Here is a 19,302-nt window from a genome sequence, read left to right on the forward strand (position 1 = left end):
CGCCGGTCGGCCGGTCGTTCGAGTGTCCCGGTGAAGGCTGCCGGGACGCGTGTCGGCCGGGCGGCGGAAGGGGCCGGGGCGGTGGGGCGGAGCGGGTCTGCCGCCCGGACCCGGCGAAGGTCGGTCAGCCCCGGCGGAGCAGCCGGGACGCGCCCGCCGCCACGGTGGTGGCCAGTATCCAACCGAGCAGCACCAGGGCGGCCGACGCCCACTGCCAGCCGTCCTCCATCCGCCAGTACCCGTCCTGCCCGAGGTTGATCACGGGCACCAGCAGATCCAGTGCGTACAGCGCCGCGTTCCACTCCGGATGCTCGTCCCGCTTGATCGACGCCGGGTCGTACTGCGAGAAGGCCACCGCCCCCGCAGCCCAGAGCACCGCCATCCACACCGCTGCCCGCCCCGGCCGGTAGCCGTACGCCACCGTCCAGTCCTGCAGGATCCCCCACAGCTTCGCGGCGGGTGGCAGCGTCTCGCGCCGCCGCCGCTGTTTGGCGAGCAGCACCTCACGGGCGTCCGCGTCCTCGCCGCAGTTGCGGAGCACGGCGGCCAGCCGCTCGTACGGCTCCGGCACGTACTCGGGGGTCGCCGCCGCCACCCACTCCAGGCGCCGGGAGAGCGGGAAGTGCCCGTACGGGACGAGGTTCTCGTACACGAAGCCGCCCATCGCGAGCCCGCCTGGCCCCGGCCAGCTGGTCGACACGTCGATCAGCGTGACGACCTTCGCGCCGTTCAGCACGACCCGGCCCTCCTCCGGCCGCTCCGCGTTGAACCGCAGCTCCGGAGCCACGATCCGGCGCAGCGACAGCTCCTCGTGGGGCGCCAGCACGAACCGCGCCTTGTGCAGATCGACCGCGTCACCGAACCGCCCGTCGTCCAGCCGCACCCCGCCGCGGCACTCGAAGATCTGCGAACGGCTGCCGTGCGCCGGGGTCGGGGCCATGACGGTGCCGTACGGGGGAGTGGTGCCCTGGTCCCCCGTGTCGACGCTCACCCAGGCCTCGGTCATGTACAGCGTGCGCTCCACGGTCAGCTGCGGGGCGTTCAGCGCGCGCCGCCCCCGCCCGGCCCGCAGCCGGCTGCCGCGCAGGCTCATCGAACCGCCGACCTTCGCCCCGCGCAGACTCAGCTCACCGCGTGCCTCCACCATCTCGGCCTGCAGGTCCTGCGCGACCGTGAGCCCGTCCCCGGCCAGGGCGCGGCCCTGCCGGTCGGCGCCCAGCTCGATCTGGTTGAGCAGCAGATCCGTGCCTATGTGGGCGTCGGTGAGCCGGATCCCGCGCTCGATCCGGCAGCGCGGCAGATGCAGATCGCCCTCGGTGCGCAGCCGGGCCGCCTCCAGCCGGGGCACCGCGCAGCCGACCATCCGTAACGTCGTGAAATGGCACTCGGGCAGCACCACCTCGTTCTCCAGACGGCAGCCCGTCAGCTCCACGTACGGCGCTACGCGCCCGCCCGCGAGATCCAGCGTCCCGGTGATCCGTACGCCCCTGAGCTTCAGCGCGGCGACACGCCCGGGCCGGGCCCGCGGACCGCTCAGCAGCAGCCGGGCGACGACCCCGGCGTCCACACTGCGCTCAGCTCCCCAGACCGTCGGCGCGAACGGATCGTCCCTGAGCGGATCGCGGGCGCGCAGATCGTAGGTGCTGCCGCTTCGGAAGGCCTGCCACATGCCCAGCTCGGCCGCGGTGAGAGTGTCCGGAATGTCGCCGTTCTGCGGTTCGGCCACCGTGGCCCCCTCTGCTTGCAGTTGTTATTCCCTCTCTGTTCCCTCTGTGTGACGCCGTGAACGCCGGTGGTCAGCAGTGGCCGGGAGTAGTCGGCTGTGACCGCCGGGGCATGTATCAGTCAGTGATACGGGCGAACTGTCGCCGAGGGCGGTCTGAGAGAATTGCGGTGTGATCTCTCGAATCGATCTGCGCGGCGGTGCCCTCCCCGAGGGCGGCGACCTGCGCGACCTGCTGCCCCGAGCCGAGTTCGACGTGGAGGCCGCGCTGGAGACGGTGCGCCCCATCTGCGAGGACGTACGCCATCGTGGCTCAGCGGCAGTGATCGAGTGGGGGGAGAAATTCGACGGCGTACGGATCGACTCGATCCGGGTCCCGGCCTCGGCGATCGCCGAGGCGCTGGAGCGGCTGGATCCCGCCGTACGGGCCGCCCTCGAGGAGTCGATCCGCCGCGCCCGCCTCGTCCACCACGAGCAGCGCCGCACCACGCACACCACTCAGGTCGTCCCCGGCGGCACGGTCACCGAGAAGTGGGTGCCCGTCGAGCGCGTCGGTCTGTACGTGCCGGGCGGGCGCTCCGTCTACCCGTCGTCCGTGGTCATGAACGTCGTACCGGCCCAGGAGGCGGGTGTCGAGGGCATCGCCGTCGCCTCCCCGCCGCAGAAGGAGTTCGGCGGCCTGCCGCACCCCACCATCCTCGCCGCCTGCGCCCTGCTCGGTGTCGACGAGGTGTACGCGGCCGGTGGCGCCCAGGCCATTGCGATGTTTGCGTACGGAACGGCCGAATGTCTTCCGGTGAACCTCGTCACCGGTCCCGGCAACATCTATGTCGCCGCCGCCAAGCGCCTCCTCAAGGGCCGCATCGGCATCGACGCCGAGGCCGGCCCCACCGAGATCGCGATCCTCGCCGACTCCACCGCCGACCCGGTACACGTCGCCGCAGACCTGATCAGCCAGGCCGAGCACGACCCGATGGCCGCCGCGGTCCTCGTCACCGACTCCGTGGAGCTGGCCGCCGCCACCGAGGCCGAGCTGAAGCCGCAGGTCGCCGCGACCAAGCACATCACCGACCGGATCGAACCCGCGCTGGCCGGCCGCCAGTCCGCGATCGTCCTGGTCAACGATCTCGAGGACGGTCTCAAGGTCGTCGACGCGTACGCCGCGGAGCACCTGGAGATCCAGACCGCCGACGCCGCCGCCGTCGCCGACCGCGTCCGTAACGCCGGAGCGATCTTCGTCGGCCCGTGGGCCCCGGTCTCGCTGGGCGACTACTGCGCGGGCTCCAACCACGTCCTGCCGACCGGTGGCTGCGCCTGCCACTCCTCGGGCCTGTCCGTGCAGTCCTTCCTGCGCGGCATCCACATCGTCGACTACACGCGCGACGCGCTCGCCGAGGTCGCCCACCATGTCGTGACCCTCGCCGAGGCGGAGGACCTCCCCGCCCACGGCGCCGCAATCAAGGCCCGTTTCGCCGAAGGCGAGCCGGACGAGCACAGTGGCCGGAAGGTTCCGCAGCAGTGACCAACAGCAAGTCGATCCGGATCGACGATCTTCCGATCCGGGACGAGCTCCGTGGCCAGTCCCCGTACGGTGCCCCGCAGCTCGACGTTGCGGTACGGCTGAACACCAACGAGAACCCCTACCCGCTCCCCGAGGCGCTCGTCGACCGGATCGCCGAGCGCGTACGCGAGGCGGCCCGCGACCTCAACCGCTACCCCGACCGGGACGCCGTCGAGCTCCGTACCGAGCTGGCCCGCTACCTCACCCGCACCGCCGGGTACGAAGTCGCTCTCGCCAACGTCTGGGCGGCCAACGGCTCCAACGAGGTGCTGCAGCAGCTGCTGCAGACCTTCGGCGGCCCCGGACGCACCGCGATCGGCTTCGAGCCCTCGTACTCGATGCACGCCCTCATCGCCCGGGGGACCGGCACCGGGTGGATCTCCGGACCGCGCAAGGACGACTTCACCATCGATGTCGCGGCGGCCTGTGAGGCCATCGCCGAGCGACGCCCGGACATCGTCTTCATCACCTCGCCCAACAACCCCACCGGTACGGCCGTCGACGCCGAGACCGTGCGCACGCTGTACGACGCCGCGCAGGCAGCCAGGCCGTCGATGGTCGTGGTCGACGAGGCGTACGGCGAATTCAGCCACCACCCCTCGCTGCTCCCGCTGATCGAGGGCCGGCCCAACATGGTGCTCTCGCGCACCATGTCGAAGGCGTTCGGCGCCGCCGGACTGAGGCTCGGCTATCTCGCCGCCGACCCGGCCGTCGTGGACGCCGTGCAGCTGGTGCGGCTGCCGTACCACCTGTCCTCCGTCACCCAGGCCACCGCGCTCGCCGCCCTGGAGCACACCGATACGCTCCTCGGGTACGTCGCCCAGCTGAAGAGCGAGCGCGACCGGATCGTCACCGAACTGCGCGCCCTCGGCTTCGACGTGACGGACTCGGACGCCAACTTCGTCCAGTTCGGCCGCTTCGCCGACAGCCACACCGCCTGGCAGCAGATCCTCGACCGGGGCGTCCTGGTCCGGGACAACGGCGTACCGGGATGGCTGCGGGTCTCCGCAGGAACCCCGGCAGAGAACGACGCGTTCCTCGATGCGGTACGCGAACTCAAGAAGGAGCACGACGCATGAGCCCCCGCGTAGGCCGCGTGGAACGCACCACCAAGGAGACGTCCGTGCTCGTCGAGGTCAACCTCGACGGCACCGGCAAGGTCGACGTGTCGACCGGGGTCGGCTTCTACGACCACATGCTCGACCAGCTCGGCCGCCACGGCCTCTTCGACCTCACGGTGAAGACCGAGGGCGACCTGCACATCGACACGCACCACACCATCGAGGACACCGCCCTCGCGCTCGGCGCCGCCTTCAAGCAGGCTCTCGGCGACAAGGTCGGCATCTACCGTTTCGGCAACTGCACCGTCCCGCTGGACGAGTCGCTCGCCCAGGTCACCGTCGACCTCTCCGGCCGCCCCTACCTGGTGCACACCGAGCCGGAGAACATCGCGCCGATGATCGGCTCCTACGACACGACGATGACCCGGCACATCCTGGAGTCGTTCGTCGCCCAGGCGCAGATCGCCCTGCACGTCCACGTCCCGTACGGCCGCAACGCCCACCACATCGTGGAGTGCCAGTTCAAGGCGCTCGCCCGCGCCCTGCGGTACGCCTGTGAGCACGACCCGCGCGCTGCCGGAATCCTCCCCTCCACGAAGGGCGCGCTGTGACAGGCCTCAACACCGTACTGATCGTCGTCGGCCTCTTCCTGGCCGGCGGCGTCTACTCCTTCTCGAAGCAGAAGATGCCCAAGGGCGTCATCGTGCTGCTCGGGATCGCCTCCGTGATGTGCCTGGTCGCAGGCGTCATGCGGATCCAGGGACTCTGGGACTGAGGGAGCGACCTGTGAGTGACCAGAAGAAGGTCGTCGTCTTCGACTACGGCTTCGGCAACGTCCGTTCCGCCGAGCGCGCCCTCGCCCACGTCGGCGCGGACGTCGAGATCACCCGCGACTACGAGAAGGCGATGAACGCCGATGGGCTGCTGGTGCCCGGCGTCGGCGCGTTCTCCGCGTGCATGGAGGGGCTGAAGAAGGCCCGCGGCGAATGGATCATCGACCGCAGGCTCTCCGGCGGCCGGCCCGTGATGGGCATCTGCGTCGGCATGCAGATCCTCTTCGAACGCGGGATCGAGCACGGCGTGGAGACGGAGGGCCTCGACGAGTGGCCCGGTACCGTCGCCCCGTTGAAGGCCCCGATCGTCCCGCACATGGGCTGGAACACCGTGCAGTCCCCTGAGGACTCCGCGCTCTTCGCCGGTCTCGACCCCGAGGCCCGGTTCTACTTCGTGCACTCCTACGCCGTGCACGACTGGAACCTCGAAGTCACCAACGCCAGGATCCGTGCCCCCCGGGTCACCTGGGCCACCCACGGCGAACCGTTCGTCGCCGCAGTGGAGAACGGCGCCCTGTGGGCCACCCAGTTCCACCCCGAGAAGTCCGGCGATGCCGGCGCCCAGCTGCTGACCAACTGGATCGGAACACTCTGATGTCCACCAAGCTTGAGCTCCTCCCCGCCGTCGACGTCCGCGACGGCCAGGCCGTCCGCCTCGTGCACGGCGAGTCCGGCTCCGAGACCTCGTACGGCGACCCCTTGCAGGCCGCCCTCGCCTGGCAGCAGGCAGGCGCCGAATGGCTGCATCTCGTCGACCTGGACGCCGCGTTCGGCACCGGTGACAACCGGGCGCAGATCGCCGAGGTCGCCCGCTCCATGGACATCAAGGTCGAGCTGTCCGGCGGCATCCGTGACGACGCCTCGCTGGCCGCGGCCCTTGCCACCGGCTGCACCCGGGTCAACCTCGGCACCGCCGCCCTGGAGACCCCCGAGTGGGTCGCGAAGGTCATCGCCGAATACGGCGACAAGATCGCCGTCGGCCTCGACGTCCGAGGCACGACGCTCCGCGGCCGCGGCTGGACCCGCGACGGCGGTGACCTCTACGAGACGCTCGCCCGCCTCGACTCCGAGGGCTGCGCCCGCTACGTCGTCACCGACATCGCCAAGGACGGCACGCTGCAGGGCCCCAACCTGGAGCTCCTGAAGAACGTCTGCGCCGCCACCGACAAGCCCGTCGTCGCCTCCGGCGGTGTCTCCTCGCTGGACGACCTGCGGGCGATCTCCTCGCTCGTGCCCGACGGGGTCGAGGGCGCGATCGTCGGCAAGGCGCTGTACGCGAAGGCGTTCACCCTGGAAGAGGCGCTGCAGGTGGTCTCCGCATGACCGACTCCGTCCGCCGCGTCTCCTCCGGGGCCCCCTGGGAGGAGAAGTTCGGCTACTCCCGAGCGGTGGAGCTCTCCAACGGGCTCGTCCTGGTTGCCGGCTGCACATCGGTGGTCAAGGGACAGATCTCCGCGGGCGGCCCGTACGAGCAGGCCGTCGCCTCCTTCAATGTCGCCTTCGACGCCCTGAAGCAGGTGGGACTCGGCCGTGAGGACGTGGTCCGTACCCGGATGTACATCACGCACGCCCGGGACGTGGACGAGGTCGGCCGCGCCCACAAGGAGCTGTTCGACGACGTCCGCCCTGCCGCTTCCATGATCATCGTGTCCGGCTTCGTCGACCCCAGCCTGGTCGTCGAGGTCGAGATCGAGGCCTACCGGGCGGGTGCGCAATGAGTCTCGCGGTACGAGTCATCCCGTGCCTGGACGTCGACAACGGCCGGGTCGTCAAGGGCGTCAACTTCCAGAACCTGCGCGACGCGGGTGACCCCGTCGAGATGGCGAAGCTGTACGACGCCGAGGGCGCGGACGAGCTGACCTTCCTCGACATCACCGCGTCCAGCGGCGACCGGGAGACGACATACGACGTGGTGCGCCGCACCGCCGAGCAGGTCTTCATCCCGCTCACCGTCGGCGGCGGCGTCCGTACCGCCGACGATGTCGACAAGCTGCTGCGGGCCGGCGCCGACAAGGTCGGCGTCAACACCGCGGCCATCGCCCGCCCGGACCTCATCCGGGAGATCGCCGAGCGGTTCGGCCGGCAGGTCCTCGTGCTGTCCGTGGACGCCCGCCGTACCCCCGAAGGCACCTTCGAGGTCACCACGCACGGCGGCCGCAGGGGCACCGGCATGGACGCCGTCGAGTGGGCGCACCGGGCCGCCGAGCTGGGTGCGGGCGAGATCCTGCTCAACTCGATGGACGCGGACGGCACGAAGGACGGCTACGACACCGAGATGATCGCGGCGGTCCGGGGACATGTGACCGTCCCGGTCATCGCCTCCGGCGGCGCGGGCCGGCTCGCGGACTTCGCGCCGGCCATCGCGGCGGGCGCCGACGCGGTGCTGGCCGCGTCCGTCTTCCACTTCGGTGATCTGCGGATCTCCGAGGTCAAGGGCGCACTGCGGGAGGCCGGGCACCCGGTCCGCTGACCGCGGAGTCATCGATCGCCGGACGGAACCGATATGTGGTTCCGTCCGGCGATCGGCGTTCTGCGGTCCGTCACCTGTCCGATCGCGGCAGTCATGCACCGAAACCATGCAACTTTTATTGCGCAATAAATATTGTGCAAGTTTTCTTTCCTATCTACGGTGGGGGTCATGGCAAGCAAAGAACCGCGCCGGGTCTCGGATCTGGAGACCTTGAAGGCGTTCGGGCACCCCCTGCGGATGAAGCTGTACCGAGCGCTCTACATCTCCCGGAAGGCCACCGCCTCCCAGCTCGCCGAACTGGTCGACGAGGCGGTCTCCCTGGTCAGCTACCACCTGCGCAAGCTCGCCGACCACGGCCTGATCGAGGAGGCCGAGCAGCAGGGCAAGGACGGACGCGAGCGCTGGTGGCAGCCCGCGTCGAAGGGGCTGAACTTCCACGACGAAGACTTCAGCGACGCGCCCGAGAAGGTCGCCACGCATGCCGCTGTCGGCAGGCTCTCCTTCGACCAGCACATCGAGCTGTACCGCCGTTACCTCGACTCGGCCCAGAGCTGGTCGCCGAAGTGGCGCAGCGCCGCCTCCAGCTCCGAGTACCTGGCCCGGCTCACCGCCGACGAACTGGCCGCGCTCAACCGCGAAGTGCACGAGGTGATCGACCGGTACGAGGAGGCCGGCCGGGCCCGCGACGAGGCGGGGGACACCGAAGGGCGCGAGAACGTCGCCATGCACCTGTACTCATTCCCGTTCCGCACCTGAGCCGGTCACCCGAGAGGACGCCCCTCATGACTGTCGCCGTCACGGCCACGAGAGCTCCCGAACGCCCCGCCCACCGCGACGGCAACGTCCTGCGCTGGCTCGGCGCATACACCGCGTCGATGGTCGGCGACAGCGTCTACTACATGGCGCTCGCCTGGGCAGCCACCCGCACCGGCACCGCATCGCAGGCCGGATTCGTCCTCGCCGCCGGATCCGTACCCCGGGCCGTGCTGATGCTCGGCGGGGGAGTCCTGGCAGACCGGTTCGGGCCCCGTCGTCTCGTCATCGGCAGCGACGCCGCGCGCTGCCTGGTCGTCCTGGGCCTGGCCGGCGCCCTGATGTTCACCTCGCCCGCCCTGTGGATGCTGATCGCCGTCGCGCTCGTCTTCGGCGCGGTCGACGCGCTCTTCCTGCCCGCCGTGGGAGCTCTGCCGCCCAGGATCACCACCGCCGGACAGTTGGCCCGGATCCAGGGACTGCGCGGACTCGCCACCCGTACCGCCAATGTGGTCGGCGCACCGCTGGGCGGGGTCGCGGTGGCCCTCGGTGGACCCGTGCTCGCATTCGCCGCGGCCGGGGTGCTCTTCGCCGTCTCGCTGCCCCTGCTCGTCTGCGTACGGATAGCGCCCCTGCCCGACCAGGCCGGTGCCGAATCTCCCGGCACCGCATGGCGCGAACTGGCCGACGGGGTGCGCCACATCCGGCGCCATCCACTGCTCGGGCCGCTCGTGCTCGTCCTCGCCGTCAGCGAGCTGGGTTTCGCGGGCCCGCTCAACCTCGGGCTGATCCTGCTTGCGAAGGAGCGCGGATGGGGTGCCTCCGGCATGGGCTGGATCGTCGCCGCGTTCGGTGTCGGAGCCGGCGCCGCCGCCCTGCTGCTCGCGATCCGCGGGCGGCTGCCCCGGGCCGGGCTGATCATGTGCCTGACCGTGCTCGTCGGCGCGGTCGCCGCCGGGGCACTCGCGTACGTCCCGTCGTTGCCCCTCGCCGCCGCGGTCGGCGCCGCGGTCGGGCTCTTCGCCGGACTGGGCGGGGCGCTGTGCGGGGCGCTGATGCAGTCCGCCACCGATCCCGCCTATCTGGGGCGGGTCACCTCGGTCTCGACGCTCTTCACCCATGCGGTCGCACCGCTCAGCTACCCGGTGACCGGCGCGGCCGTCGCCACCTGGGGGACCGCGCCGGTCTTCGCCGCCGGCGCGGCGCTGGGCGGGGCGGGGGCCGTGACCGGTCTGATCGTCACCCGACTGCGTCGCGCGGAACTCCCGCGCTGACCCGGCCCCGTACGCCCTACATGCCCAGCTCGGCCGTGCTCACCCGGGCCACCGCCTCCTTGTCGCCCTCCAGCTCCACCCGCGCCGCATCCTGCCGCCCCGACGCGAAGAGCAGCAGCTCGCCCGGCTCCCCGGTCACGGTCACCACCGGAGTGCCCTTGTGTGCCACGGCCGTCTGTCCGTCCGGGCGCCGTAGCACCAGCCCCACCGGGGCCTTGCGCCCCATCAGCCGCGCCGCCTTCTCCATGCGCGACCACAGGGCGTCGGCGAAGACCGGGTCCAGATCCCGCTGCGACCAGTCGGGCTGTGCCCGGCGCACGTCCTCCGCGTGGATGTAGAACTCCACCGTGTTGGCCGCCTCGTCCAGCTGCTTCAGCCCGAACGGTGACATCCGGGGCGGTCCCGTGCGGATGAGCTGGATCAGCTCCTCGTACGGCTTCTCGGCGAATTCGGACTGCACCCGGTCGAGCCGGTTCTTCAGCGGGCTCAGCAGCACCCCGGCCGCCGCGTCCGGCCTGCGCTCGCGCACCACCACATGGGCGGCGAGGTCGCGGGTCGTCCAGCCGTGGCACAGGGTCGGGGCTTCGGGGCCCGCCGCCTCCAACAGGTCGGCGAGCAGAAGTCGTTCACGCTTTGCATGGGTCGACATGCTGGCCAGCGTACGACCGGCGTACGCAGTCCGCCCAGTGGACGTCCTGCCGGACGGCCTCCGCGGCCACGGCACAATGGGCACATGACCAGCACGCCCGCGCCCAGCACCCCACCCGCCAGCAGCCTGGACCCCGCCATCGCCGCCCGCCTGAAGCGCGGTGCCGACGGACTGGTTCCGGCCATCGCCCAGCAGTACGACACCGGTGAGGTGCTGATGCTCGGCTGGATGGACGACGAGGCGCTGCACCGCACCCTGACCACCGGCCGCTGCACCTACTGGTCCCGCAGCCGTCAGGAGTACTGGGTCAAGGGCGACACCTCCGGCCATATCCAGCTGGTCAAGTCCGTCGCCCTCGACTGCGACGCGGACACCGTCCTCGTCAAGGTCGACCAGACGGGTGCCGCCTGTCACACCGGCGACCGCACCTGCTTCGACGCCGACGTACTCCCGCTCGGGCAGTAGGGTCAGCCGCCATGGATCTCGAGACCTTCCGCAAGCTGGCCGCCGACCGGCGTGTCATCCCCGTCAGCCGCCGGCTTCTCGCGGACGGCGACACCCCGGTCGCGCTCTACCGCAAACTCGCGGGCGAGCGCACCGGCACGTTCCTCCTCGAATCCGCGGAGAACGGCCGTACCTGGTCCCGCTACTCCTTCATCGGGGTACGCAGCGCCGCCACCCTCACCACCCGCGACGGCCGGGCCCATTGGCTCGGCACCCCGCCCGTCGGCGTCCCCGCCGACGGCGACCCGCTGGTGGCCCTGCGCGCCACCATCGACGCCCTGCACACCCCGCGCGACCTGCACTCCGGCATGCCGCCCTTCACCGGCGGCATGGTCGGCTATCTGGGTTACGACGTCGTGCGCAGGCTGGAGAGGATCGGCGAGCACGGTGGCGACGATCTGAAGCTCCCCGAGCTGACCATGCTGCTCACCTCGGACCTCGCCGTCCTCGACCACTGGGACGGCAGCGTCCTGCTGATCGCCAACGCGATCAACCACAACGATCTGGAGACCGGCGTCGACGAGGCGTACGCCGACGCCGTCGCCCGCCTCGACGCCATGGAGGCCGATCTCTCCCGCCCGGTCGAGAGCGCCCCCGTCACCCTCCCGCCGTCCGAACTCCCGCCGTACAGCGCACTCTGGGGCGGCCAGGCCTTCCAGGACGCCGTCGAGGACGTGAAGGAGCGGATCAGGGCCGGCGAGGCGTTCCAGGTCGTCCCCTCCCAGCGCTTCGAGACCCCGTGCACGGCCGGCGCGCTGGACGTCTACCGGGTGCTGCGCGCCACCAACCCGTCGCCGTACATGTACCTCTTCCGGTTCGACGGCTTCGACGTCGTGGGCTCCAGCCCGGAAGCCCTCGTCAAGGTCGAGGACGGGCGCGCCATGGTCCACCCGATCGCCGGTACCCGGCCCCGCGGCATCACCCCGCAGGAGGACCAGGCCCTCGCCGACGAGCTCCTCGCCGACCCGAAGGAACGCGCCGAGCACCTGATGCTCGTCGACCTCGGCCGCAACGACCTGGGCCGGGTCTGCGTGCCCGGCAGCGTCGAGGTCGTCGACTTCATGTCGATCGAGCGGTACTCGCACGTCATGCACATCGTCTCCACCGTCACCGGCCGCGTCGCCGAAGGCCGTACCGCCTTCGACGTCCTCACCGCCTGCTTCCCGGCCGGCACCCTCTCCGGCGCCCCCAAGCCGCGCGCCATGCAGATCATCGAGGAGCTCGAACCCACCCGCCGCGGACTGTACGGCGGCTGCGTCGGCTACCTGGACTTCGCCGGGGACTCCGACACCGCCATCGCCATCCGTACGGCGCTGCTGCGGGACGGCACGGCATACGTCCAGGCCGGGGCGGGAATCGTCGCCGACTCCGACCCGGTCGCCGAGGACACCGAGTGCCGCAACAAGGCCGCCGCGGTCCTGCGCGCCGTCCATACCGCCAACCGCCTCCACGAACGCTGACGAGGTAAGGGATAGTGGGGTACGTGAGTGCTGTCCCCGTACCCCAGCCCCGTGCCCAAGTCGCCACCGCGCCCGACGCCACGGGAAGCCGCCGCAGCCTGGCCGCCGGCCTGCTTCTCGGGGCGGTCGGCGCCACCGTCGTGCTCCTCGCCTCCGGCCAGACCTGGGCGGAGGGCAACGCCGCGGTCGGCGGCGGCTCCCTGCCGCTGACCGTCGACGGCCAGGATGTCACCGGTCTCCCGGCGGCCCTAGCCATCGTCGGCCTGGCCGCCCTCGTCGCCGTCTTCGCCGTCCGCAGCGCCGGCCGGCTGCTCGTTGCCGGGCTGCTCGCCCTCAGCGGCCTCGGGGCCGGTGTCAGCGCCTACCTCGGCGCCTCCGACAGCGCGGCCCTCGACGAGAAGGCGGCGCAGTCCACCGGCGACGCCTCCGCCACCATCGACGCCCTCAGCCACACCGCGTGGCCGTACGTCACCGCCGTCGGCGGCCTGCTGATCCTCCTCGCCGGGCTGCTCGCCCTGCGGTTCGGGAAGCAGTGGCCCACCATGTCGGGACGGTACGAACGCGACGGCACCCCGCGGCCTCGCAAGGCCCCCCGGGCAGCCCCGGACCCGGACCGGCCCGAGGACCTGTGGAAGGCCCTGGACCGCGGTGAGGACCCGACGCGCGAGGTATGACCCCCCGCTCACGTCGTACCCGCACGTACGGGACAATGATGGTGAGCTTTCTGCACAGCGGCAGCGCAGCGCACCACAGCGGCACCAGCTTTGCGTACAGCGATACCAACAGCGCAACACCAACGAGGAGCAACTCATGGCGGGCAGCAGCCACGGACACACCCCGGCCGCCTGGACCGGTGTCATCATCTCGTTCATCGGCTTCTGCATCGCAGGCGTCTTCATGGTCGCGGCCAACCCGCTCGGCTTCTGGGCCGGTATCGCGGTCATCTTCATCGGTGGGCTCGTCGGTCTCGCGATGAAGGCCGCCGGCCTCGGCATGCCGAAGGAGTCGGCCGAGATGGCCGCAGCCAGGGCGCGGGCCGGACAGGCCCAGGTCTCCTCCTGACCCCGGTCGGACCCATCGTGCGAGGCGCAGCCCGGACCGGGCTGCGCCTTTCCGTGTGACCGGGGACAATCACCGCGTGGACGCCTCCCCTTCTCCCGCAGCCGCACCGGGCCCGCACGGTCAACCGCCCGTGCCGGTCTTTCCGCCCGCGCCCGTGCCCCGGTCGGCCGTCCGACGGCTCGCCACTCCCCTCGGGGTGATGGCCGCCGTCATCGCGGCGTTCGGCTACGTCGGCGCCGTCGACCCCAACCAGCCGGGCCACTACCCGGTCTGCCCGTTGCTCCGGTTCACCGGCTTGTACTGCCCGGGCTGCGGAGGGCTGCGCAGCGCCCACGCCGTCGCCCACGGGGATATCGCCGCGGCCTTGGGCTCCAACGCCCTCGCGGTCGTCGGATACGCGATCTTCGCCGTCGTGTGGGTGGTCTGGATGGTCCGCGCGAGCAGGGGACTGCCCCTACGGATCAATCTGCCACCGGTCTACTGGTGGGGGATCGGTGCCGTGCTCCTGATCTTCGCCGTCGTCCGGAATCTGCCGTTCGGATCGATGTTGGCGCCGTGAATGCCCAGGTAGTGGGACATCCGTCGGCCGGATGTGAGTCCGGGGCCCTCCTGCGGATACCATCGAGATGGCTGATCCTGTTCCCTCATCACCGTCCCGGAAGGGGGCCGCTCGCGTGAGTGTGCTCGACGAGATCATCGACGGCGTTCGCGCCGACCTCGCAGAGCGGCAGGCGCGCGTCAGCCTCGACGAGCTCAAGGAGCGCGCGGCGCGCGCTCCGGCGGCCAAGGACGGAGTCGCCGCCCTGCGCGGCGAGGGCGTGACCGTCATCTGCGAGGTCAAGCGCTCCAGCCCCTCCAAGGGGGCCCTGGCCGCGATCGCCGACCCGGCCGCGCTCGCCGCGGACTACGAGGCCGGTGGCGCGTCCGTCATCTCCGTCCTCACCGAGGAGCGACGCTTCGGCGGTTCGCTCGCCGACCTGGAAGCCGTTCGCGCCAAGGTCGACATCCCGATCCTGCGCAAGGACTTCATCGTCACCTCCTACCAGCTCTGGGAGGCCCGCGCCTACGGCGCCGACCTCGCGCTGCTGATCGTCGCCGCCCTCGACCAGGAGGCACTCGTCTCGCTGATCGAGCGCGCCGAGTCCATCGGTCTGACGCCGCTGGTCGAGGCGCACGACGAGGAGGAGGCGGAGCGTGCCGTGGCCGCCGGAGCGAAGATCATCGGTGTCAACGCGCGCAACCTGAAGGACCTCAAGGTCGACCGCTCGACGTTCGAGCGCGTCGCCCCGGAGATCCCGGCGGGCATCGTCAAGGTCGCCGAGTCCGGCGTCCGAGGCCCGCACGACCTCATCGCCTACGCCAACGCCGGCGCCGACGCCGTGCTCGTCGGCGAATCCCTGGTCACCGGCCGCGACCCGCGGGCCGCAGTCGCCGACCTGGTCGCCGCGGGCGCCCACCCGGCCTTGCGGCACGGACGGAGCTGACCCGCACCGTGTCCGCCGACCGTCCCGTGTTCCGCACCCGGCCAGGCCTGCGCCTCGCCGGTGTGACGGCTGTCCGGGACCCGCACGCGCCGCTGGCGCGCGGCTGCCGCCCCCGCGGCTGCCGCGCCCCCGCGCGCCGGGTGCACGGCCGGCGTGTGCGGTACGTGATCGGAGACGAGCCCGGCCAGGTCAACGGCATGCGATGGCGCCCGGGGACCGCGCTGTAGCGAGCCCCGGCCACGTACCCGCACCACACCTCTCGTACGTACGACCGCACCGCCCGACCGCCCTCGGTCGCGGCGGCGTCTCGCTCACGACGCATACGGTGAACCCACCCGTTGCCATGACGAGGAGCACGTCGGATGTCATCTGACTTCTTCATTCCGGACCCCGAGGGTCTGATCCCCAGCGCCGAGGGCTACTTCGGTGCGTTCGGCGGCAAGTTCATCCCGGAGGCGCTCGTCGCCGCCGTGGACGAGGTCGCCGCCGAGTACGACAAGGCCAAGGCCGACCCGGCCTTCGCCGCCGAGCTCAATGAGCTCATGGTCGACTACACCGGCCGGCCCAGCGCGCTGACCGAGGTGCCGCGCTTCGCCGAGCACGCGGGCGGTGCCCGGGTCTTCCTCAAGCGCGAGGACCTCAACCACACCGGCTCGCACAAGATCAACAACGTGCTGGGCCAGGCGCTGCTCACCAAGCGCATGGGCAAGACCCGGGTCATCGCCGAAACCGGTGCCGGCCAGCACGGTGTGGCCACCGCGACGGCCTGTGCCCTCTTCGGTCTCGAATGCACCATCTACATGGGCGAGATCGACACCGAGCGGCAGGCGCTGAACGTGGCGCGGATGCGGATGCTCGGCGCCGAGGTCATCGCCGTGAAGTCCGGCTCCCGCACGCTCAAGGACGCCATCAACGAGGCGTTCCGCGACTGGGTCGCCAACGTCGACCGCACGCACTACCTCTTCGGTACGGTCGCGGGCCCGCACCCCTTCCCGGCGATGGTCCGTGACTTCCACCGTGTCATCGGCGTCGAGGCCCGCCGGCAGATCCTGGAGCGGACCGGCCGGCTGCCGGACGCCGCGATCGCCTGTGTCGGCGGCGGCTCCAACGCCATCGGGCTGTTCCATGCGTTCATCCCGGACGCGCGCGTCCGGCTGATCGGCTGCGAGCCCGCCGGACACGGCGTGGAGACCGGCGAGCACGCGGCGACCCTGACCGCCGGCGAGCCCGGCATCCTGCACGGCTCGCGCAGTTACGTCCTCCAGGACGACGAGGGCCAGATCACCGAGCCGTACTCCATCTCGGCCGGTCTCGACTACCCGGGCATCGGCCCGGAGCACGCGTACCTCAAGGACATCGGCCGCGGCGAGTACCGTGCGGTCACCGACGCCGCCGCCATGGAGGCGCTGCGTCTGCTCTCCCGTACCGAGGGGATCATCCCGGCCATCGAGAGCGCCCATGCGCTGGCCGGCGCCCTGGAGGTCGGCAAGGAGCTCGGCAAGGACGCACTGCTCCTGGTCAACCTGTCCGGCCGCGGCGACAAGGACATGGACACGGCAGCCCGTTACTTCGGGCTGTACGACACGGACGCGACCGTCGAGGCGGACGCGGACAACAACGGCGCCGAGATCGAGGGGGACGTCAAGTGAGCGGCAACATCGAGCTGTTGAGTGCCACCCTCGCCGCCGCCAAGGCCGAGGACCGGGCCGCGCTGATCGCCTATCTGCCGGCCGGGTTCCCGTCGGTCGACGGCGGTATCGAGGCCGTCAAGGCCGTCGTCGCCGGTGGCGCCGACGTCGTCGAGGTGGGCCTGCCGCACAGTGACCCGGTGCTCGACGGACCGGTCATCCAGACCGCCGACGACATCGCCCTGCGCGGTGGCGTGAAGATCGCCGACGTGATGCGTACGGTCCGCGAGGCCTACGAGGCGACCGGCGTCCCGATCCTCGTCATGACGTACTGGAACCCCATCGACCGGTACGGCATCGAGCGCTTCACCGCCGAGCTCGCCGATGCGGGCGGCGCCGGGTGCATCCTGCCCGACCTGCCGGTCCAGGAGTCCTCCGTGTGGCGTGAGCACGCCGACAAGCACGGTCTGGCGACCGTCTTCGTCGTCGCGCCGAGCAGCAAGGACGAGCGCCTCGCCACCATCACTGCGGCCGGCTCCGGCTTCGTCTACGCGGCCTCGCTGATGGGCGTCACCGGCACCCGCGAATCGGTCGGCGAGCAGGCCCAGGACCTGGTGCGGCGCACCCGTGCCACCACCACCCTTCCGGTCTGCGTCGGTCTGGGCGTCTCCAACGCCCAGCAGGCCGCCGAGGTCGCCGCCTTCGCCGACGGAGTGATCGTCGGCTCCGCCTTCGTCAAGCGGATGCTGGACGCCCCCGACGAGGAGTCCGGACTGGCCGCAGTCCGCTCACTTGCGGGCGAACTGGCCGAAGGTGTTCGAAAGCGCTGAGATCGGGCATCGCCCGAACGGGTGGACCTGGGACCGGGGAGGCACGTACGTGCCTCCCCGGTTCGTTGCTGCGGGTGTGAGTGACAAGAACGAAGAGGGAAAAAGGGCCGCGCGCGACCGGCTCGTACAGCAGCGTGAGCGGGAGAAGGCGCGCGAGCGCCGCCGGCGCACGCTGATCGTCTCCACCGCCGTGGTGGGTGTGCTGGCGCTGGCCGCCGTCATCGGCGTGATTGCCGCGAATTCGGGCGGCAAGGGCGAGAAGGCGACCGGGGCGGGGACCGTCGTCGCGCCGTCCGGTGCGACCGGCAAGGACAACCTGGCCATCCCGGTGGGTGCGGACAAAGCCCCGTCCACGCTCACGATCTGGGAGGACTTCCGCTGCCCGGTCTGCGCGCAGTTCGAGAACGCGTTCCGGGACACGATCCACCAGCTGGAGAGCAGCGGACAGCTGAAGGTCGAGTACCACCTGGCCACGATCATCGACGGCAATCTCGGCGGCAGCGGATCGCTGGACGCGGCCAATGCGGCGGCCTGCGCGCAGAGCGTCGGCAAGTTCTCCGCGTACCACGACGTCCTCTACCGCAACCAGCCGCCGGAGACCGACGACGCCTTCGGCAAGAGCAGCAAGCTGATCGGGCTGGCGGGCAAGGTCGAAGGCCTCGACACCCCCGCCTTCCGCAGCTGCGTGGAGGACGGCACGCACAACACCTGGGTCCAGAAGTCCAACACCGCGTTCCAGAACGGCGGCTTCCGGGGCACGCCGACCGCGCTGCTCAACGGCGAATCGATCTTCCCGAAGAAGGGGAACGAACCGATCACCGTGGCCAACCTGAAGAAGTGGGTCACCGAGGCGAACAAGGGGAAGCAGCCGGCGAAGGTAACCCCGTCGCCGACCGGTTCCTGACCCGGACCGGGGCCTGCCGGGGCGGGGATCCGACGATCGGCTCGTTACCCATACGTTGTCGGGCGGGTTGCCGTACGTCCCGCCCGGCAGGGTAGCGTCGACCCTGCCATGGACCTTGCCTACATTCCCAGCCCGTCGACCGGCGTGATCGATCTCGGACCGATCCCGCTCCGCGGCTACGCGTTCTGCATCATCATCGGTGTGTTTGTCGCCGTCTGGTTCGGCAACAAGCGCTGGATCGCCCGGGGCGGCAGAGCCGGCACAGTGGCCGACATCGCCGTCTGGGCCGTGCCCTTCGGCCTCGTCGGAGGCCGGCTCTACCACGTCATCACCGACTACCAGCTGTACTTCAGTGACGGCGAGAACTGGGTCGACGCCTTCAAGATCTGGCAGGGCGGCCTCGGCATCTGGGGTGCGATCGCGCTCGGTGCGGTCGGTGCCTGGATCGGCTGCCGCCGCCGCGGGATCCCGCTGCCCGCCTGGGCCGACGCGCTCGCCCCCGGGATCGCCTTCGCCCAGGCGATCGGCCGCTGGGGCAACTGGTTCAACCAGGAGCTGTACGGCAAGCCGACGGATCTGCCGTGGGCCCTGAAGATCAGCGAAGGCCCCAACCGGGTCGCGGGCACGTACCACCCCACGTTCCTGTACGAGTCGCTGTGGTGCGTGGGCGTCGCGCTGCTGGTGATCTGGGCGGACCGCCGCTTCAAGCTCGGACACGGACGGGCGTTCGCGTTGTACGTCGCGGCGTACTGCACGGGGCGGGCGTGGATCGAGTACATGCGGGTCGACGAGGCCCACCACATTCTGGGTCTGCGCCTGAATGTGTGGACCGCGGTGATCGTCTTCGTCCTGGCGGTGACGTACATCGTGATCTCGGCGAAGGTGCGGCCGGGGCGCGAGGAGGTCGTCGAGCCGGGGGCCGCGGAGCCCGCCGAGGGCGCGGAGGACGCAACCGAGGGCGCGGAGGACACGGAGGACTCGACCTCGGACGCCGATGGTGACGTCGAGCGTGACGACGAGGCCCGGGCGCCGGGGAAGAACGGCACCGCAGAGGCGGCGAAGAACGGCTGACGCCACCCACCTGTACGAGGGGCCCGAACCGGACG

Annotated in this window: 23 protein-coding genes; 21 read left to right on the forward strand and 2 right to left on the reverse strand. The window is 71.0% G+C overall.

Annotated features, from left to right (window positions below):
• Positions 1-124: 124 nt before the first annotated feature.
• Positions 125-1,726, reverse strand: a complete 1,602-nt coding sequence (locus tag OHB49_RS30855) for an oxidoreductase (RefSeq protein ID WP_329164211.1) — start codon at positions 1,724-1,726, stop codon at positions 125-127.
• A gap of 169 nt (positions 1,727-1,895) precedes the next feature.
• On the opposite strand from OHB49_RS30855, the gene hisD reads away from it, so the two are divergent.
• The 10 genes from hisD (at position 1,896) to OHB49_RS30905 (ending at position 9,675) form a co-directional block, all read left to right on the forward strand.
• The gene (gene hisD / locus OHB49_RS30860; protein WP_030972839.1) at positions 1,896-3,245 is read left to right on the forward strand and encodes a histidinol dehydrogenase; all 1,350 of its coding nucleotides are present in this window, start codon (positions 1,896-1,898) and stop codon (positions 3,243-3,245) included.
• Positions 3,242-4,363 (forward strand): histidinol-phosphate transaminase, encoded by a 1,122-nt coding sequence (locus OHB49_RS30865; protein ID WP_030972837.1) that lies wholly within the window; start codon positions 3,242-3,244, stop codon positions 4,361-4,363. The genes hisD and OHB49_RS30865 overlap by 4 nt, the downstream gene beginning before the upstream one ends.
• A complete protein-coding gene (hisB, locus tag OHB49_RS30870; protein ID WP_030919430.1) occupies positions 4,360-4,956 on the forward strand; it encodes an imidazoleglycerol-phosphate dehydratase HisB in 597 nt (198 codons plus the stop codon). Before OHB49_RS30865 ends, hisB begins: the two co-directional genes overlap by 4 nt.
• Positions 4,953-5,120 carry a hypothetical protein gene (locus tag OHB49_RS30875; protein ID WP_030919433.1) on the forward strand — a complete coding sequence of 56 codons (168 nt, stop codon included), beginning with the start codon at positions 4,953-4,955 and terminating at the stop codon, positions 5,118-5,120. Before hisB ends, OHB49_RS30875 begins: the two co-directional genes overlap by 4 nt.
• An 11-nt stretch (positions 5,121-5,131) precedes the next feature.
• Entirely contained in the window at positions 5,132-5,773 is a 642-nt protein-coding gene (gene hisH / locus OHB49_RS30880) for an imidazole glycerol phosphate synthase subunit HisH (RefSeq protein ID WP_329164216.1), read from the forward strand.
• Positions 5,773-6,501: a bifunctional 1-(5-phosphoribosyl)-5-((5-phosphoribosylamino)methylideneamino)imidazole-4-carboxamide isomerase/phosphoribosylanthranilate isomerase PriA gene (gene priA / locus OHB49_RS30885; RefSeq protein ID WP_030972833.1), complete on the forward strand. Its 729-nt coding sequence runs from the start codon at positions 5,773-5,775 to the stop codon at positions 6,499-6,501. Before hisH ends, priA begins: the two co-directional genes overlap by 1 nt.
• Complete coding sequence (locus OHB49_RS30890) at positions 6,498-6,896, forward strand: RidA family protein (RefSeq protein ID WP_030919442.1); 399 nt, start codon at positions 6,498-6,500, stop codon at positions 6,894-6,896. The genes priA and OHB49_RS30890 overlap by 4 nt, the downstream gene beginning before the upstream one ends.
• Positions 6,893-7,648, forward strand: a complete 756-nt coding sequence (gene hisF / locus OHB49_RS30895; protein WP_030972831.1) for an imidazole glycerol phosphate synthase subunit HisF — start codon at positions 6,893-6,895, stop codon at positions 7,646-7,648. Before OHB49_RS30890 ends, hisF begins: the two co-directional genes overlap by 4 nt.
• 168 nt (positions 7,649-7,816) lie before the next feature.
• Positions 7,817-8,404 carry a helix-turn-helix domain-containing protein gene (locus tag OHB49_RS30900; protein WP_329164219.1) on the forward strand — a complete coding sequence of 196 codons (588 nt, stop codon included), beginning with the start codon at positions 7,817-7,819 and terminating at the stop codon, positions 8,402-8,404.
• Between the two features lie 26 nt (positions 8,405-8,430).
• The gene (locus OHB49_RS30905; RefSeq protein WP_030972827.1) at positions 8,431-9,675 is read left to right on the forward strand and encodes an MFS transporter; all 1,245 of its coding nucleotides are present in this window, start codon (positions 8,431-8,433) and stop codon (positions 9,673-9,675) included.
• A gap of 16 nt (positions 9,676-9,691) precedes the next feature.
• Here OHB49_RS30905 and OHB49_RS30910 read toward each other — a convergent pair whose 3' ends face one another.
• A complete protein-coding gene (locus tag OHB49_RS30910) occupies positions 9,692-10,324 on the reverse strand; it encodes a TIGR03085 family metal-binding protein (protein ID WP_030972824.1) in 633 nt (210 codons plus the stop codon).
• Between the two features lie 84 nt (positions 10,325-10,408).
• On the opposite strand from OHB49_RS30910, the gene hisI reads away from it, so the two are divergent.
• The 11 genes from hisI to lgt all read left to right on the forward strand — a co-directional run bounded on the left by hisI (position 10,409) and on the right by lgt (position 19,267).
• On the forward strand, positions 10,409-10,789 hold the full coding sequence (gene hisI / locus OHB49_RS30915; protein ID WP_030972822.1) for a phosphoribosyl-AMP cyclohydrolase: 381 nt from the start codon (positions 10,409-10,411) through the stop codon (positions 10,787-10,789).
• 11 nt (positions 10,790-10,800) lie between these two features.
• Complete coding sequence (locus OHB49_RS30920) at positions 10,801-12,288, forward strand: anthranilate synthase component I (RefSeq protein WP_030972820.1); 1,488 nt, start codon at positions 10,801-10,803, stop codon at positions 12,286-12,288.
• A 14-nt stretch (positions 12,289-12,302) separates the two neighbouring features.
• Complete coding sequence (locus OHB49_RS30925; protein ID WP_329164224.1) at positions 12,303-12,962, forward strand: TIGR02234 family membrane protein; 660 nt, start codon at positions 12,303-12,305, stop codon at positions 12,960-12,962.
• 136 nt (positions 12,963-13,098) lie between these two features.
• Complete coding sequence (locus OHB49_RS30930; protein WP_030972817.1) at positions 13,099-13,350, forward strand: HGxxPAAW family protein; 252 nt, start codon at positions 13,099-13,101, stop codon at positions 13,348-13,350.
• A gap of 76 nt (positions 13,351-13,426) precedes the next feature.
• Positions 13,427-13,909 (forward strand): DUF2752 domain-containing protein, encoded by a 483-nt coding sequence (locus tag OHB49_RS30935; protein WP_030972815.1) that lies wholly within the window; start codon positions 13,427-13,429, stop codon positions 13,907-13,909.
• Between the two features lie 115 nt (positions 13,910-14,024).
• The gene (trpC, locus tag OHB49_RS30940) at positions 14,025-14,834 is read left to right on the forward strand and encodes an indole-3-glycerol phosphate synthase TrpC (RefSeq protein ID WP_030972813.1); all 810 of its coding nucleotides are present in this window, start codon (positions 14,025-14,027) and stop codon (positions 14,832-14,834) included.
• Positions 14,835-14,860: 26 nt separating this feature from the next.
• Positions 14,861-15,061, forward strand: a complete 201-nt coding sequence (gene trpM, locus OHB49_RS30945; RefSeq protein ID WP_356325647.1) for a tryptophan biosynthesis modulator TrpM — start codon at positions 14,861-14,863, stop codon at positions 15,059-15,061.
• Between the two features lie 135 nt (positions 15,062-15,196).
• Positions 15,197-16,483 (forward strand): tryptophan synthase subunit beta, encoded by a 1,287-nt coding sequence (gene trpB, locus OHB49_RS30950; protein WP_329164228.1) that lies wholly within the window; start codon positions 15,197-15,199, stop codon positions 16,481-16,483.
• Complete coding sequence (gene trpA, locus OHB49_RS30955) at positions 16,480-17,292, forward strand: tryptophan synthase subunit alpha (RefSeq protein ID WP_030972807.1); 813 nt, start codon at positions 16,480-16,482, stop codon at positions 17,290-17,292. Before trpB ends, trpA begins: the two co-directional genes overlap by 4 nt.
• 76 nt (positions 17,293-17,368) lie before the next feature.
• A complete protein-coding gene (locus OHB49_RS30960; RefSeq protein WP_329164231.1) occupies positions 17,369-18,196 on the forward strand; it encodes a DsbA family protein in 828 nt (275 codons plus the stop codon).
• A gap of 108 nt (positions 18,197-18,304) precedes the next feature.
• Positions 18,305-19,267: a prolipoprotein diacylglyceryl transferase gene (gene lgt, locus OHB49_RS30965; RefSeq protein ID WP_329164232.1), complete on the forward strand. Its 963-nt coding sequence runs from the start codon at positions 18,305-18,307 to the stop codon at positions 19,265-19,267.
• Positions 19,268-19,302: the final 35 nt, after the last annotated feature.

The sequence above is a fragment of the Streptomyces sp. NBC_01717 genome, assembly GCF_036248255.1.
In the GTDB taxonomy this organism is placed as follows: domain Bacteria; phylum Actinomycetota; class Actinomycetes; order Streptomycetales; family Streptomycetaceae; genus Streptomyces.